Genomic DNA, 14021 nt, shown 5'->3' on the forward strand with positions numbered 1-14021 from the left:
CCTCCCAACGCACGGGATCGCGAGGTCGATGCCCGGACGGGTTTCGCCCACCGCGAACGGCCGGCGGCCGCTGTCACGAGCGGGAGAGCGGCACCTCGCCGGCCACCGAGCCGAGCTTGTCGGGGTTGCGGACCAGGAACAGCTGCGTCACCACGCCGTCCTCGACGAGCATCGTGCCGACGCCGTCGCGGTGCCCGGCGACCACGAACTGGATCGCCGGCGACCCGTTGAGCCAGACCGGCTCGAGCTCGAGCGCCTCCGGGGCGACGGCGGTGAGGAAGCGGAAGACCTTCTCGCGCCCGAAGATGGGGTTGAGCGCCGCCTTCACCTTGCCGCCGCCGTCGGTCATCAGCACGACGTCGGGGGCGAGCACGTCCATCAGGCCCTGCAGGTCGCCCGTCTCGGTGGCCGCACGGAACCGCTCGATCACCGCGTCGCGCTCGGCTGCGCTGACGGACGCGCGCGGGCGCTTGTCGGCGACGTGGGCCCGCGCGCGGCTGGCGATCTGACGCACCGCGGGCTCGGACTTCTCGACCGCCTCCGCGATCTCGGCGTACGGCACGTCGAAGACCTCGCGCAGCACGAAGACCGCCCGCTCGGTGGGCGGCAGCGTCTCCAGCACGAGCAGCATCGCGGTCGAGACGCTGTCCGCGAGCTCCACGTCCTGCGCCACGTCGGGCGCGGTGAGCACCGGCTCGGGCAGCCAGGTGCCGACGTAGTCCTCGCGACGCCGGGCGAGGGTCCGCAGCCGGTTGAGCGAGAGCCGGGTGGTCATCCGCACCAGGTAGGCCCGCGGGTCGCGCACCTCCTCGACCACGACGTCCGCCCAGCGCAGCCAGACCTCCTGCAGCACGTCCTCGGCGTCGGCGGCCGAGCCGAGCATCTCGTAGGAGACGGTGAAGAGCAGGTTGCGGTGGGCGGTGAAGTGATCGGTCGCGCTCACCTGCTGATCGTCCCAGCCTCCGCGAGCGGGAGCTCGCAGACGTCGCTGAAACCCTGCGAGACCAGGCCCATCGCCGAGTTGAAGCGCGAGCGCTGGTTCTCCACGGCGACCATCATCGTCAGCTCGACCATGGCGGCGTGGCCGAGCTGCCGGTCCAGGTCGGCGACCATCTCGTCGGTGACCCCCGGCGGCGTCACGGTCATCGCCTCGGCGTACGCCATCACGTCGCGCTCGAGGTCGGTGAAGACGTCCGACTCGCGCCAGCGCGGCACCTCGCGCACCTTGGCCTCGTCGAGGCCGTTGGTGTGGGCGAGGAAGTAGCCGAAGTCCAGGCACCACGAGCAACCGATCACTCCGGCGCTGGCCATCTCGGCGTACGTCTTGAGGTGGGGGTCCAGCGCGGACCACGTGCCGACCTTTCGCTCGAAGCCGAAGACCGCCTTGAGGACCGGCTTGTTGTGCCAGAGCACGTAGGCGTTGTCGGGGACCTTGCCCCACATGCGGCGGGCGACGCGGGTCATGATCGCGCCGTAGGCGCCGTCGATGGTCGCCTTCGGCAGTCTCATTCTCTGGGGCGGGAACTGGCTGGGCATGTCATCACTCCGTCTGGTGGGGGTCTCGATGACATGGAGACACCGGCCGGTTCAGACCTGTGACACGTCCCCCGGGAGGTCGGTCAGGAAGGCCTCGACCGCTCGCGCGACCTCGAGGTGGATCTCGGCGGTGCGGACCACGTCGGCGGTGCCCATGCTGTGGTCGGCGTCCGTCACCTCCAGCACCTCGCAGCCGGCGTCGGCGAGCTCGCGCGCGACGGAGACGTCCCACAGCTCGTCGGCGACACCGCCGACCAGCAGCTGCCGCCCCGGGTTGGCGGCGATCCCCTCGGCGACGACCGGGTCGACGAGGAGCGGCGTGAACCAGATCGCGTCGAGACCGCGCTCGGCGGCGTACGACGCTGCGCGGGTGCCGAGCGACTTGCCGACGACGAGCACGTGGTCGGCGTCCTCGCGGGCGTGCGCGGCGGCCACGTGCCGACGTACCCACGCCTCCGCGTCCTCGTCGCCGCGGGCGGTCGAGTCCCACCAGATCTGCTGGACGGTGAGGTCGTGCTGGAGAAGCGCGTTCCTGGCGAGCTCGAGAAGCGGCGCGGCCGGCGAGTACGCGCGGCCGGGAGCGACGAGCGCGACGCCGTGGCTGCGGCCCGCCGGCTCGAAGCGGGTGGGCAGTCCTCCGAAGGTCATCCGCGGTCCTCCTGCTTGGTCGCGTGGAAGTAGCCGAGCCCGCCGTGGAGCGTGAGCTCGACGTCGCGGCAGCCGTGCTCCCGCAGCCAGGTGACCGCCTCGGTCGAGGTGCACATCGGCCCGAGGATCCCGGCCCGCGTGCCGACCCGGCGCAGCAGCTCGTAGCGCGGGCCGGTGTCGGTGAACAGCGAGCTCCCCGTCAGCGCGGCGCCGGGGGCGAGCACGCGCACCATCTCGGCGATGGCACGGCGCGGGTCGGGGAAGCAGTGGATGCCGGTCAGGGAGATGACCAGGTCGAACGACGCATCGGCGAACGGAAGGGCGCCCACGTCGGCCGGGACGGTGGTGACCTGGTCGATGACGCCGAGGCGGGCCGCGGCCGCGCGCGCCCGGCCGAGCATCGTCGGCGAGATGTCGGCGGCGACGTAGTCGATCCCCTGACCGGGACGCAGGCCGCGCAGGGCGACGCCCGACCCGGTCGGCACGTCGAGGACCCGGGCACCGCCCGGGAGGGTGCCGATCTCGTCGGCCGTCTCGCGCAGGAGGGCCAGGTCGCTGCCGGTGCCGGCCCGCCAGGCCGCGCCGCCGACGCGGTCGTGCTCCACGAGCCACGGGTAGACGTAGGACCACAGCGGGTCCTCGTGCCAGCCACCCAGCGCGCGGAGCCGCACGTCAGTCGTCCGATCCGATGGGCCAGCCGAGGAGCTCGGGGCTGCGCAGCATCTGCTCCGGCACGCCGAACGCGTCGACGAGGTCGACCGCGAGCGGCCTCACCTTGCGGCACAGCGCGTTGATCTCGCGGCTGATCGCCTTGGAGCGGGCGCTGGAGAGTCGGCCGTGCTCCATGAACCAGGCCCGGTCGGCCTCGATCGTGGCGAGGGCGTGGAGGTCGCACAGCAGGTTGAGGGCGACCTTGAGGTCACCGTCGGGCAGGTTCGCGGTCTTCGAGACGAACGCCTCGAGCACGAGCCGCTCGGTGTGGGCGCGGGCGGCGGCGATGACGTGGTCCTGCACGCGGGAGAAGACGGCCCCGGGGTTCGCCCCCTGGTCGATGCCGCGCTTGAGCCGGCGCGCGACGCCGCCGATCATGTGCTCCTCGCGGAAGCGCAGCATCGCGAGCTGGTAGTTCGGGTCGAGCAGCCCGGCCTCCTGGTCCCAGGTGTCGCCCCCGGGCAGCAGGTCGCGCACCGACTGCACGAGCTTGTGCACCGCCGTCCGCTCGACGACGGTCTCGACCGCCAGGCCGGCGACGAAGCGGGCCATGCCGAGCTGGTCCATCTCCTCGAACTCGCCGGCGTAGTCGGTGAGCAGCCCCTTGGCGACCAGCTGGAGCAGGACGTGGTTGTCGCCCTCGAAGGTGGTGAAGACGTCGGTGTCGGCCTTCAGCGCGGCGAACCGGTTCTCGCTGAGGTAACCCGCACCGCCGCACGCCTCGCGGCACTCCTGGATGGTGCGGGTGGCGTGCCAGGTGCCGAGGGCCTTGGTGCCGGCGGCGCGCGACTCCAGCATCCGCCGGGCGTGCTCGTCGCTGCCCCCCTCGATCGGGCCGGGGCCGGAGAACACCTCGTGCAGCTGCCCGGCGACGATCTCCTGCGCGAAGTGGAGGGCGTACGTCCGCGCGATGAGCGGCAGCAGGCGGCGCTGGTGCATGCCGTAGTCGAGGAGCACCTGCTCCTCGTCGGGGTCGCTCGCCTCGAACTGGCGGCGGCGCACGGAGTAGCGGGTGGCGATGGCGAGCGCGACCTTCGACGCGTTGATGCCCGCGCCGCCGACGCAGACGCGGCCCTGGACGAGGGTGCCGAGCATCGTGAAGAAGCGCTTGTTGGGGTTGTCGATCGGTGACAGGTAGCGACCCTCGGGCGTCACCTCGGCGAACTGGTTCAGCAGTGCGGTGCGCGGCACCCGGACCCCGTCGAACCAGATGCGTCCGTTGTCGACGCCGTTGAGGCCCATCTTCGGGCCGCAGTCCTCGATGCGGACGCCGTCGAGCACCCGGCCGTCCTCGCGGACCGGGACGACGAAGGCGTGCACGCCGTGTCGCTCGCCGCCGACCTCGAGCTGGGCGAACACGACGGCCAGCTCGGCGTGGGCCGCCGCGTTGCCGATGTAGTCCTTGCGGCTCGTGTCGTCGGGCGTCGTGATCACGAACTCCTGCGCCTCGGCGTCGTACGTCGCCACGGTGCCCAGCGCCTGCACGTTGGAGCCGTGACCGCTCTCGGTCATCGCGAAGCAGCCCATCGTGCGGCCGCTCACGAGGTCGGCGAGGTAGGCGTCGTGGTGGTGCTTCGTGCCCAGCTGCAGGATCGCGCCGCCGAAGAGGCCGAACTGCACGCCCACCTTCACCAGCACCGACAGGTCGCCGAGGGCGAGGGTCTCGAAGGCGGCGATCGAGGCGCCGATGTCGCCGCCACCGCCGTACTCCTCCGGGAAGCCCATGCCGGTCTGGCCGGTCTCGGCCATCATCACCACGACGTCCTTGACGCGCTCGCGGAAGTCGGCGGTGGTCATCTGCTCCTGGTCGAGCAGGATCTGCGCGTGCTCGGTGAGGTTGTCGCGCACGAGGTCGCGGACCTCGCCGTAGCGGCCGTCGAGCAGCGTGCGCATCGCGTCGACGTCGACCTCCGGCCGCCGGTAGCCCGAGTCGTCGGCGTGGACGCCGTCGTCCTCGACGCGGGCCGGAGCCGTCTCCGGCAGAGGCGTGGGCAGCTCGTCGGCAATGGGCGGGACCTGGTCGGTGGCCATGTCGCCAACGGTAGCCATCCCTGTAGGTTCACCGCGATGAACGTGTCGGATGCCACCCCTCAGGGCGAGACGTTGGGGTCGATGCCCTACAACTTCGCCGTCGTGGGCGTGCAGAAGGGCGGTACGTCGACGCTGGCGGTCACGCTGAACCAGCACCGGCTCGTGTGCCAGGCGCCCGACAAGGAGCGCCACTACTTCGACGACGAGACCGTCGACTGGTCGGCCCCGGACTACGACCGCGACTACACCGCGCCGCGTCGCGCCCGCGTGCACCGGCTGCTCGGCGACGCCTCGCCCACCTACCTCTACTGGCCGCACGCGTTGGAGCGGATGCGCGCCTACAAGCCGGACATGCCGCTCGTCGCGGTGTTCCGCGACCCTCTCGAGCGGCTGTTCTCCCACTGGGTGATGCTGCGCTCGCGCAACCTCGCGTGGCCCGACTGGCCGGACTTCCTCACCGAGTGGCCGCACACCTCGCTGCCCGACGAGGTCCCCGACGACGTACGCACCATGCGGTGGCGGCACATGACCGGCCTGGCGCGCGGGTTCTACGGCGAGCAGCTGCAGCGCGGCTTCGAGCTCTTCGACCGGCGGCAGTGGCTGCTGATCGAGCTGCGCGCGATGCTCGGCGACTTCTCCGCCACGGTCGACCGCACCACCGACTTCCTCGACCTGCCCCGCTTCGAGCAGGTGCCGCCGCTCCAGAACTGGCACGCCGGCGCCGAGCAGGTGCCCGGCACCGCTCCCACCGGCGACGACCTCGCGCACGTCGCCGAGGTCTACGCCAAGGACCTCGCGCTCTTCGAGGAGCTGTCGGGCATCGACACGTCCGCCTGGCCGACGCGTCTCATCCTCGACGGGCAGCTCGACCCCGGCGAGCTGGCCGCGCGGCTGGCGCGCAAGGTCCGCTGACGCGATCCCCGGATATCCGGGGAACTTCCCGCTTGTCGGCCGAAACTTCGGACGCCAGGCGGGAGCTTCGGACGACAAGTCCGACGATCAGGGGCGGGCGAAGAAGTTCGGCGCCCGCCAGTAGTACATCGACTCCTGGCTCACCGGCCGGCCCGTGCGCGGAGCGTGGATGATCTGGCCGTCGCCGATGTAGAGGGCGACGTGGTAGATCGAGCCCGGGCTGCTCGAGGACCCCCAGAAGACCAGGTCTCCCGGTGCGAGCTGACCGGCGGTGATCTTCGTCGACTGGGTGTACTGCGCGACCGAGTAGTGCGGCAGCGCCTTGCCGGCCGCCGCCCACGCGCCCGCGGTGAGGCCCGAGCAGTCCCAGGCGTTCGGGCCCGAGGCGCCCCACTTGTACGGCTCGCCGATCTGTGCGGCGGCGAAGGCGATCACGGCCGCGGTACCGGTCGACGCCGGCGGGGGCGGGGTGGGCGGCGGGGTGGGCGGCGTGGTGGGCGGCGTGGTGGGCGGCGTGCTGGGCGGCGCGGTGGGAGTCGGTACCGGGGTCGGAGCCGGGGTCGGGGTCGCTGTCGGCGCTGGGGTCGGCGTGGGGGTCGCCGTCGGCGTCTCGGTAGGCGTAGGCGTAGGCGTAGGCGTCGCGGACGGCGTGGGTGTGGGCGTGGGCTCCGTGGTCGGCGTGCTGGTCGGAGTTGGCGTCGGCGTCGGCGTCGGCGTCGGCGTGGACTGTTGCTCCTGCTCCGCCTGGGCCTGCGCCTGGGCGTCCGCCTCGGCCTGCGCCTCAGCCTGGGCCGCGGCCTGCGCCTGGGCTGCGGCGGCCGCCGCCTCGGCGGCCTCCCGCTCGAGCGCGGACTGCCGCTTCTCGGCCAGGCGGACGCTGATCCCCTCGAGCTCGGCGAGCTCGGCGATCAGGTCGGCCTTCGTGGCGGACACCGACTGCGCCTCGGCACCGGCGGTGGCCTCGGCGGCCCCGGCGGCGGCGTACGCCTCCTCGGCCTCCGCCTCGGCGACCTCGGCCCGCTCGGAGGCCTGGGTGGCGGTCGAGGCGGTGACGTCGGCGACGGCCGACGAGGCCAGGAAGGAGTCGTACTGGTGGTTGAGCGCGTCGGAGGTGTTGCCCATCGTCACCGTGCGGTCGATCAGCGACTCGACCCCGTCGGCCTCGACGATCGCCGAGAGTCCCTGCACCTGGGTGCCGTCCTCGTAGGACTGCACGACCGTCGCGGCGTAGAGCTCGCGCTGCGACTCGACGTCCTCGCGCGCTGCCTCGGCGGCGTCCTCGGCCTCGTCAGCGTCGGCCCGCGCTTGCTCGGCACGCCAGCGGGCGCCGTTCCACGCCTCGGCGGCCTGGGCGGCGCGGTCACCGGCGGTCTCGAGCGCGAGGTTGGCGCGGATCAGGTCGGCCTGCACGGTGGCGACGCCGCGCCCCTTGGCGTCGGCGCGGTCCTTCGCGGCCGCGACGTCGGACTCGCTGGGCGTCGGGTCGTCGTCGGCGTACGCCGCGTGCCCGCCGCCGACGGCCAGGCCGGCGACGAGGACGACCGCGCTCGCCCAGCGCGACGTCGTACGCCGTCGTGGCTCGTGGTCGTGCGGTGCTGCGACGGGCACGGGGCTCCCTGGGTGGTCTCGGGCCCGTGCGACTTCCCCTTCGCACGGGCAACTCGAGGCACGTTAGTGAACTTTCGTCACACTGGGAACAGTTTCCTCAACTTTTTCACCTTCGCCCGGCGTGTCGACTTGCGAACTACATGGATGTAGTTCTATGCGCACGCCGGGGAGGTTCCCCGGATATCYGGGGATCGCGCGGGCAACGAGGGACGAGGGCGTACGCCGGTCACTCGGCGTCGACGGGAACCTGGCTGGTCGTCGAGGTCGGATGGCTCGCCAAGCCATGTCGATCGAACTTCTGCCCGCTCGCGAGCCCGCCGAGCCAGAAGGAGAAGAGGGCGATCACGACGCCGGCGAGGTCGTCGGCGATGTAGTGCCAGCCGAAGTAGAGAGTCGCCACGACGGTGATGGCGAAGTTGGTCCAGAACACGATGTGCAGGACCTTGTTGCGGAGCGTGTACTGCACCATCAGCGCGACGAGCAGGGTGATCGCGACGTGGAGCGAGGCGAAGCCGGCCACGGATTGCACGGCTCCTTCCGCGCCGTCGCGGATCACCCCCTTGCGTCCGTAGAACAGGGACTCCATCAACGCGCTCGACCCGGTGTCCGGGAGGTCTGCGTAGAGGTAGCTGTACTGGAAGCCGGGACCGAGGGTCGGCAGCGCGAAGTAGGACGCGGTGCCGAGCGACCAGGCCAGGCACTGCGAGGTGGCGAACCAGTAGCCGAAGGTGATGTTGCGCGACCACACCAGCCAGGCGGCGAGCGCCAGCGGCACGAGCGGCAGGAACCACAGGTAGATCGTGGACAGGATGTGGGCGGAGAACCCGGTGCCGAAGACCGTGTGCAGGATCGTCGCCGGCTCGTGGCCGAACATCAGCGCGCGGTCGACCAGGTGCAGCTCGCGGTCGTACTTGTCCTCGCCCATGATGAAGGGGAGGAACGACTTGAGGTTCCGGTAGCAGACGTAGGTGATGTAGAAGGACACGAGCCCGAGCACCACCAGGGTGATGCGCTCGCGGTCCCAGTGCTCGCGGATCCGCGTGTGCGCGATGTCGCGCATCAGCGCTGGGTTCATCCGCGAGTACCACAGCGTCCGGGGCAGGATGTCGAGCAGGAACGCGCCGAGGATCAGCAGGGGCAGCCGCAGCCACGACGGACCGAGGAAGCCCTCCGGGTCGACCAGAGGGCGGTCGAGCACGAGCGCAGCCGTGACAGCCAGCGCGCCCATGGTGGCGGCGACTCCCACGAGCAGGGCATAGGCCGGTCTGTACACGGGGGCCAGTCTAGGGACGCGGCACCGTCACCGGGTGATCGGCAGCACAGCGAGACGTGTCACGTCGACGCGCAGCGACACCTCGTCGCCGGGGGCCACCCGGCCGCCGAGCGGAGCGACGGCGTCCACGATGCCGACGCCCTCGACGCGGACGACCAGCCGGACCAGCTCCGGTGTCACGCGTGCGGACTCCACGACGGCGTGCAGGGAGCCGGCGTCGTCGACGACCAGGGCGGAGCGGCGGAGCGCGACGGCGTACGCCGGCGGCAGCGCGGCGGCGGCCAGCACGCGGTGCGCAGCATCGTCGCGCACCACCCGCGCGTAGCCGAGGAACAGGGCGGTCTCCTCGTCKACCGGCTCGCGCCACACCTCGTCGATCGCGCCGTGCTGCACGACGCGCCCGCCACGCATCACGGCCAGCCGGTCGGCCAGCGCGAAGGCCTCCTCGTGGTCGTGGGTGACCAGCAGGGCGGTCGTCCCCGCCGCGTGCAGGATCGACCGCAGGTCGCCGGCCAGCCGCTCGCGCAGGGAGGCGTCGAGCGCCGACAGCGGCTCGTCGAGCAGGATCAGCCGCGGCTCGACGGCCAGCGCCCGGGCGAGGGCGACCCGCTGCCGCTCTCCCCCGGACAGCGTGCCGGGAAGCCGGTCGTCGTACCCCGAAAGCCCGACGAGGTCGAGCAGCTCGCGCACCCGCGCGGCGACGCGCGCCGACGGCGTACGACGGAGCCGGAGCGCATAGGCGACGTTGCGGGCGACGGTCAGGTGGGCGAAGAGCTGGCCGTCCTGGAACATCAGCGCGAAGCCGCGCTTGTGGGTGGGCGTGCCGGCCAGGTCGGCGCCGTCCCACGCGATCGAGCCGGACGCGAGCGGCTCGAGGCCCGCGACGGCGCGCAGCAGGGTGGACTTCCCGCAGCCCGAGGGGCCGAGCACGGCGAGCACCTGTCCCGATGCGAGCTCGAGCGACACGTCGTCGACGGCCGCGGTGTCGCCGTAGCGCACGGTCACGTCCCGCAGGGCCAGCACCTCAGAACGCTCCCACACCCGGCACGCGCAGGCGCTCGACGGCCAGGACCACGACGGCCGTGACGACGGCGAGCACGACCGAGGCGGCCAGGGCCATGCCGTAGTTCATCTCGCCGGGATGCCCGATCAGCCGGAAGATCACGACCGGCAGGGTCGGGTTGGTGTCGCGGGCCAGGAAGGACGTCGCGCCGAACTCCCCCAGCGACACCGCGAAGGCGAAGCCGCAGGCGGCGAGCATCGGCTTCCAGACCACCGGCAGGTCGACGGTGAGCAGCGTCCGCCACGGGGAGGCGCCCAGCGAGGCGGCGGCCTGGCGCTGCCGGTCGTCGATGCCGCCCAGCACGGGGGCGAGGGTGCGCACGACGAGCGGCAGGGCGACCAGCGCCTGGGCCATCGGCACGAGCAGCGGCGAGTCGCGGAGGTCGAGCGGCGGCTCGTCGAGGGTGATCAACCAGCCGAAGCCGAGCGTCACCGCGCTCACGCCCAGGGGCAGCATGAAGAAGCCGTCGAGGGTCGAGCGCACGCGCCGCTCGCCGACCGAGTGCGAGCGGCGCGTGACGATCAGCGACACGACGCCGCCGACCAGGAGCGCCATCCACATGGCGTCGACGGCGGTGCGCAGGCTCGTCGCGAGCGCGGCGGTGACCGGCACGAGGAGGACCTGGTCGTCGCCGGCTGTGGTGAGCGCACGGTAGTTGTCGAGTCCCCAGCCGTCGCCGACGCTCAGCGACCCGAGCACGAGCGTGAGGATCGGCACGAGCATCGCCATCAGCACCAGCAGCGTCGCGACGACGACGGGCACGTCGGAGCGGCGGACGGCCCGCACGGGCGTCACCACGCGCTGGGCCGTCGCGTCCGGGGTCGCCCGCAGCCGTGCGGACAGGGCGAGCAGGCCGACGACGACCACGATCTGCAGCACGGACAGCGCGGCCGCGGCCTGCAGGTCGAAGACGGTGGTGGTGAGCAGGTAGATCTCGGTCTCGACCGTCGAGTAGCGGACCCCGCCGAGGGTGAGCACGATGCCGAAGGCGGTCGCGCAGAAGAGGAAGACGATGCTCGCGGAGCCGACGATGGCGGGCCGCAGAGCCGGCAGGGTCACGGTGCGCAGCACCTGCCACGGCGAGGCACCCAACGCAGCCGCGGCCTGCCCGGGCCGCGGGTCGAGCGACTCCCACGCGACCCCGACGGTGCGCACCACGACGGCGACGTTGAAGAAGACCAGCCCGCAGACGATGGCGATCGGCGTGCCGTCGAGGCCGAGGAACCCCAGCGGGCCGCCCTCCCCCAGCAGCTGGCGGAAGGCGACGCCGACGACGACCGTCGGGAGCACGAACGGCACGAGCAGCGCCGCGCGCACCGCCGTGCGGCCCGGCAGCGCGAGCCGGTGCAGGGCGTACGCCGCCGGCAGCCCGACGGCGACCGCGAGCAGCGTCGCGAGCCCGGAGGTCCACACGGTGAACCAGGCGACCCGGTGCACGCGGGGCCGCGCCAGGACGTCGAGCACCGCGCCCGGCGCGAAGCGCCCGTCCACCACGAACCCCTCGGCCACCATGCCGGCCACCGGCAGGACGAAGAGGACGCCCAGCACCAGGACCGGCGCGGCCGCGAGGGCGAGCAGGCCGGCGATCCGGCGCGAAGCCCTCGGTGGTCGAGTGGCCGGGCGAGGAACGAGCCCGGACGTGGCGGGACTCACCGGGAGATGACGTCCGTCCAGTCGGTCAGCCACTGCTCGCGGTTCGCGTCGATCTCGGCGGGGTCCACCTCGAAGGGGTCGCTCGGCTGCGGCGCGAACTCGGCCCAGTCCTCGGGGACGGTGGCGCCCGGCATCACCGGGAAGACGTACATCGACTCCGGCAGCGCGCTCTGCACCTCGTCGGTGAGCATCCAGTCGACCAGGGCCGCGGCGCCGTCGGGGTTGTCGGCACCCGCCAGCACACCGGCGTACTCCACCTGCCGGAAGCACGTGTCGAGCAGCGCCGCCGTCGTGGTCCTGCCGCCGCTCACGGTGAAGGCCGGGGAGGAGTCGTAGGACACGACGATCGAGCGGGTGCCGTTGTCGGCGGCGGCGGTGAAGTCGCCGTAGTAGGCGTCCTCCCACCCGTCGACGACCTTGGTGCCGTTGTCGAGCAGCTCGGTCCAGTAGTCGGGCCACGAGTCGCCGAAGGCGGCGACCGTCGCCAGGAAGAAGGCCATCCCGGGGCTGCTGGTCGAGGCGCCCGGCGTCACGAAGAGGTCGCGGTAGCGGTCGTCGGTGAGGTCCTCGAGGCTGCGCGGCGGCTCGAGGCCCTCCTGCTCGAACCACGCGGTGTCGACGTTGACGCACACGTTGGCCGAGTCGATCGGCACCAGCCGGTCGCCGCCCTCGGGCAGGGCGTACTCCGCCGGCGGAGTCGCCGTGGTCGTGACCTCGGCGAACGCGCCCTCGCCGAGCGGGCGGGACGCGAAGGTGTTGTCGATGCCGAACGCCGCGTCGGCGATCGGGTTGTCGGCGGTGAGGCTGAGCTTGGTGGCCAGCGTGCCGGCGTCGCCCGCGGCGCGGACCTCGAGGTCGTAGCCGGTCTCGGTCTCGAACGCCTTCACCAGCTTCTTGGGAAGGTGGAAGGACTCGTGGGTGGCCAGGACGACGGTGCCGCCGCCCTGCTCGGCCCCCGAGGAGGAGGCCGACGGCTCGGTGGCGGTGGACCCGTCACCGCCACCCCCGGCGAGGCTGCAGCCCACCAGGGACAGCGCCGCCACGGAGGCGAGGCTCGAGGCCGTGAGGGCAGCGCGGACGCGTACGTGCAACATGTGTGACTCCCTTGCGCCGGTGCTAACCGGATCAGGTTCGGAGGGTCTGCGGCTGGTCCGCACTCTCAGCACGCCTGCACGTGCTCCCCTGTCTTCGTGGTCCAACCCTAGCCTCCCCCTACGCTGCCTCCCATGCCGAGCCGCCGCCACGACCTCCTCGCCCGCCTGGTGCCCGCGCTGCGCCGCTCGCGCGAGCTCGACGACGAGCCGACCGAGCGGGCACGCGTCGAGGCCTGGCACGCCACCCTCGACCGGACGCTGCCGACCCGCGCGGTCCCTCGCTTCGCGAAGCGGTGGGAGGCCACGGTCACCGACATCGGCTTCCCGTGCCACGTCCTCACCCCGCGCGGCCGGCCGGTGACGCGGACGCTCTACTACGTGCACGGCGGCGGCTACATGGCGCCGATCGACCCCTTCCACGTCCGCTACGCCACCCGCCTGGCCGACGCGATCGGCGCCCGGGTGGTGATGCCCGACTACCCGCTCGCGCCCGAGCACACGTGGAAGGACTCCCACGACGCACTCGTCGACGACGCCGCGCGGTGGGCGGGCTCGGAGGGCGGCGCGGTGCTCGCCGGCGACTCCGCCGGCGGCGGGCTCGCGCTGTCGATGGCGCTGTCGATGCGCGACCGCGGACTGGCGCAGGCGACGTCGCTCGTGATGCACGCGCCGTGGGTGGACCTCACCACCTCGACGCCGGAGACCTTCGCCGCCGACGCGATCGACCCGTGGCTGTTCATCGGCAAGGTGCAGGCGTACGCCGCGTGGTGGGCGGGGTCGGCCGACGGCCTCGACCGTCCCGAGGTGTCGCCCGCGCTCGGCGACCTCACCGGGCTGCCGCGGGCCCTGATGCTCTACGGCACGCGCGACCTGCTCGCCCCCGGCTGCCGCCTGCTGGCGCGTCGGGGCGCGGAGGCCGGCTGGGACCTCAGCGCGATCGAGGAGCCGGACCTGATCCACGTCTACGGCCTGCTCCCCTTCGTCCCCGAGAGCGCCCGCGCCTTCCGCCAGGTGACGGAGTTCCTCCGGTGAGGGTGCTGGTCGCCGGCTTCGACGAGCTGCCAGTGCGCACGGCGTACGACGTGTGGCGGCTGCGCCAGCAGGTGTTCGTCGTGGAGCAGGACTGCCCCTACCCCGACCTCGACGGCCGTGACCTCGAGGACCCGACCCGCCACCTGGTGCTCCTCGACGACGAGGACGCGGTGATCGGCACCCTGCGCGTGCTCGACGACGGCGGGTGGTCGCGGATCGGCCGCGTGGTGGTCGCCCCGGCCGCCCGGGGGCGTGGCCTGGCGGCCGTGATGATGGACGAGGCGATGGCCCTCTGCGGCGACCGCGAGGTGCGCCTCGACGCCCAGACCGGGCTCACCACCTTCTACGAGGGCTACGGCTTCGTGGTGACGGGTCCGGAGTTCGACGAGGACGGCGTCATGCACGTGCCGATGGCCCGCGAGGGGCATCCCTCCACCTTGTGATCGGTGCCGGGCGAGCG

At 72.6% G+C, this 14021-nt stretch carries 13 protein-coding genes and 1 riboswitch; of the genes, 3 read left to right on the forward strand and 10 right to left on the reverse strand.

From position 1 onward, the window contains the following. Nucleotides 1–73: 73 nt before the first annotated feature. From AC1DP1_RS08330 to AC1DP1_RS08350, 5 genes are all read right to left on the reverse strand, one after another. On the reverse strand, nt 74–883 hold the full coding sequence (locus AC1DP1_RS08330) for an RNA polymerase sigma-70 factor (protein WP_477506592.1): 810 nt from the start codon (nt 881–883) through the stop codon (nt 74–76). Nucleotides 884–939: 56 nt separating this feature from the next. Next, nucleotides 940–1509: a carboxymuconolactone decarboxylase family protein gene (locus AC1DP1_RS08335; RefSeq protein ID WP_477506466.1), complete on the reverse strand. Its 570-nt coding sequence runs from the start codon at nt 1507–1509 to the stop codon at nt 940–942. A 78-nt stretch (nt 1510–1587) separates the two neighbouring features. Continuing rightward, on the reverse strand, nt 1588–2184 hold the full coding sequence (locus AC1DP1_RS08340) for a hypothetical protein (RefSeq protein ID WP_477506467.1): 597 nt from the start codon (nt 2182–2184) through the stop codon (nt 1588–1590). Further along, complete coding sequence (locus AC1DP1_RS08345) at nt 2181–2855, reverse strand: class I SAM-dependent methyltransferase (protein ID WP_477506468.1); 675 nt, start codon at nt 2853–2855, stop codon at nt 2181–2183. The genes AC1DP1_RS08340 and AC1DP1_RS08345 overlap by 4 nt, the downstream gene beginning before the upstream one ends. Before the next feature lies 1 nt (nt 2856). Then, the gene (locus AC1DP1_RS08350) at nt 2857–4926 is read right to left on the reverse strand and encodes an acyl-CoA dehydrogenase family protein (protein ID WP_477506469.1); all 2070 of its coding nucleotides are present in this window, start codon (nt 4924–4926) and stop codon (nt 2857–2859) included. Nucleotides 4927–4962: 36 nt separating this feature from the next. Here AC1DP1_RS08350 and AC1DP1_RS08355 point away from each other — a divergent pair, with 36 nt between their 5' ends. After that, complete coding sequence (locus tag AC1DP1_RS08355) at nt 4963–5838, forward strand: sulfotransferase domain-containing protein (RefSeq protein ID WP_457188477.1); 876 nt, start codon at nt 4963–4965, stop codon at nt 5836–5838. An 87-nt stretch (nt 5839–5925) separates the two neighbouring features. Here the strand turns inward: AC1DP1_RS08355 and AC1DP1_RS08360 are convergent, their stop codons facing one another. From AC1DP1_RS08360 to AC1DP1_RS08380, 5 genes are all read right to left on the reverse strand, one after another. Next, a complete protein-coding gene (locus tag AC1DP1_RS08360) occupies nt 5926–7446 on the reverse strand; it encodes a C40 family peptidase (RefSeq protein WP_477506470.1) in 1521 nt (506 codons plus the stop codon). Nucleotides 7447–7672: 226 nt separating this feature from the next. Then, nucleotides 7673–8719, reverse strand: a complete 1047-nt coding sequence (locus AC1DP1_RS08365; protein WP_477506471.1) for a phosphatase PAP2 family protein — start codon at nt 8717–8719, stop codon at nt 7673–7675. A gap of 27 nt (nt 8720–8746) precedes the next feature. Next, the gene (locus AC1DP1_RS08370; RefSeq protein WP_457188471.1) at nt 8747–9742 is read right to left on the reverse strand and encodes an ABC transporter ATP-binding protein; all 996 of its coding nucleotides are present in this window, start codon (nt 9740–9742) and stop codon (nt 8747–8749) included. Nucleotide 9743: 1 nt separating this feature from the next. After that, on the reverse strand, nt 9744–11435 hold the full coding sequence (locus AC1DP1_RS08375; protein ID WP_477506472.1) for an ABC transporter permease: 1692 nt from the start codon (nt 11433–11435) through the stop codon (nt 9744–9746). Beyond that, nucleotides 11432–12529 carry a thiamine ABC transporter substrate-binding protein gene (locus tag AC1DP1_RS08380; protein ID WP_477506473.1) on the reverse strand — a complete coding sequence of 366 codons (1098 nt, stop codon included), beginning with the start codon at nt 12527–12529 and terminating at the stop codon, nt 11432–11434. Before AC1DP1_RS08380 ends, AC1DP1_RS08375 begins: the two co-directional genes overlap by 4 nt. Beyond that, a riboswitch (TPP riboswitch) is annotated at nt 12520–12629 on the reverse strand. It overlaps the preceding gene by 10 nt. A 32-nt stretch (nt 12630–12661) precedes the next feature. Between AC1DP1_RS08380 and AC1DP1_RS08385 the strand changes: the two genes are divergently transcribed. Both AC1DP1_RS08385 and AC1DP1_RS08390 read left to right on the forward strand, forming a co-directional pair. After that, the gene (locus tag AC1DP1_RS08385; protein ID WP_477506474.1) at nt 12662–13561 is read left to right on the forward strand and encodes an alpha/beta hydrolase; all 900 of its coding nucleotides are present in this window, start codon (nt 12662–12664) and stop codon (nt 13559–13561) included. Beyond that, nucleotides 13558–14004, forward strand: coding sequence for a GNAT family N-acetyltransferase (locus AC1DP1_RS08390; protein WP_477506475.1), 447 nt, complete (start codon nt 13558–13560; stop codon nt 14002–14004). The genes AC1DP1_RS08385 and AC1DP1_RS08390 overlap by 4 nt, the downstream gene beginning before the upstream one ends. Nucleotides 14005–14021: the final 17 nt, after the last annotated feature.

The organism is Nocardioides sp. P4_G10 (assembly GCF_056401175.1).

What these genes read in the sequence shown, in the direction of transcription:
- AC1DP1_RS08330 (WP_477506592.1), bottom strand. Translation starts at nt 883, where the DNA reads ATGCTCGGCTCGGCCGCCGACGCCGAGGACGTGCTGCAGGAGGTCTGG.
- AC1DP1_RS08335 (WP_477506466.1), bottom strand. Translation starts at nt 1,509, where the DNA reads ATGAGACTGCCGAAGGCGACCATCGACGGCGCCTACGGCGCGATCATG.
- AC1DP1_RS08340 (WP_477506467.1), bottom strand. Translation starts at nt 2,184, where the DNA reads ATGACCTTCGGAGGACTGCCCACCCGCTTCGAGCCGGCGGGCCGCAGC.
- AC1DP1_RS08350 (WP_477506469.1), bottom strand. Translation starts at nt 4,926, where the DNA reads ATGGCCACCGACCAGGTCCCGCCCATTGCCGACGAGCTGCCCACGCCT.
- AC1DP1_RS08355 (WP_457188477.1), top strand. Translation starts at nt 4,963, where the DNA reads ATGAACGTGTCGGATGCCACCCCTCAGGGCGAGACGTTGGGGTCGATG.
- AC1DP1_RS08380 (WP_477506473.1), bottom strand. Translation starts at nt 12,529, where the DNA reads ATGTTGCACGTACGCGTCCGCGCTGCCCTCACGGCCTCGAGCCTCGCC.
- AC1DP1_RS08385 (WP_477506474.1), top strand. Translation starts at nt 12,662, where the DNA reads ATGCCGAGCCGCCGCCACGACCTCCTCGCCCGCCTGGTGCCCGCGCTG.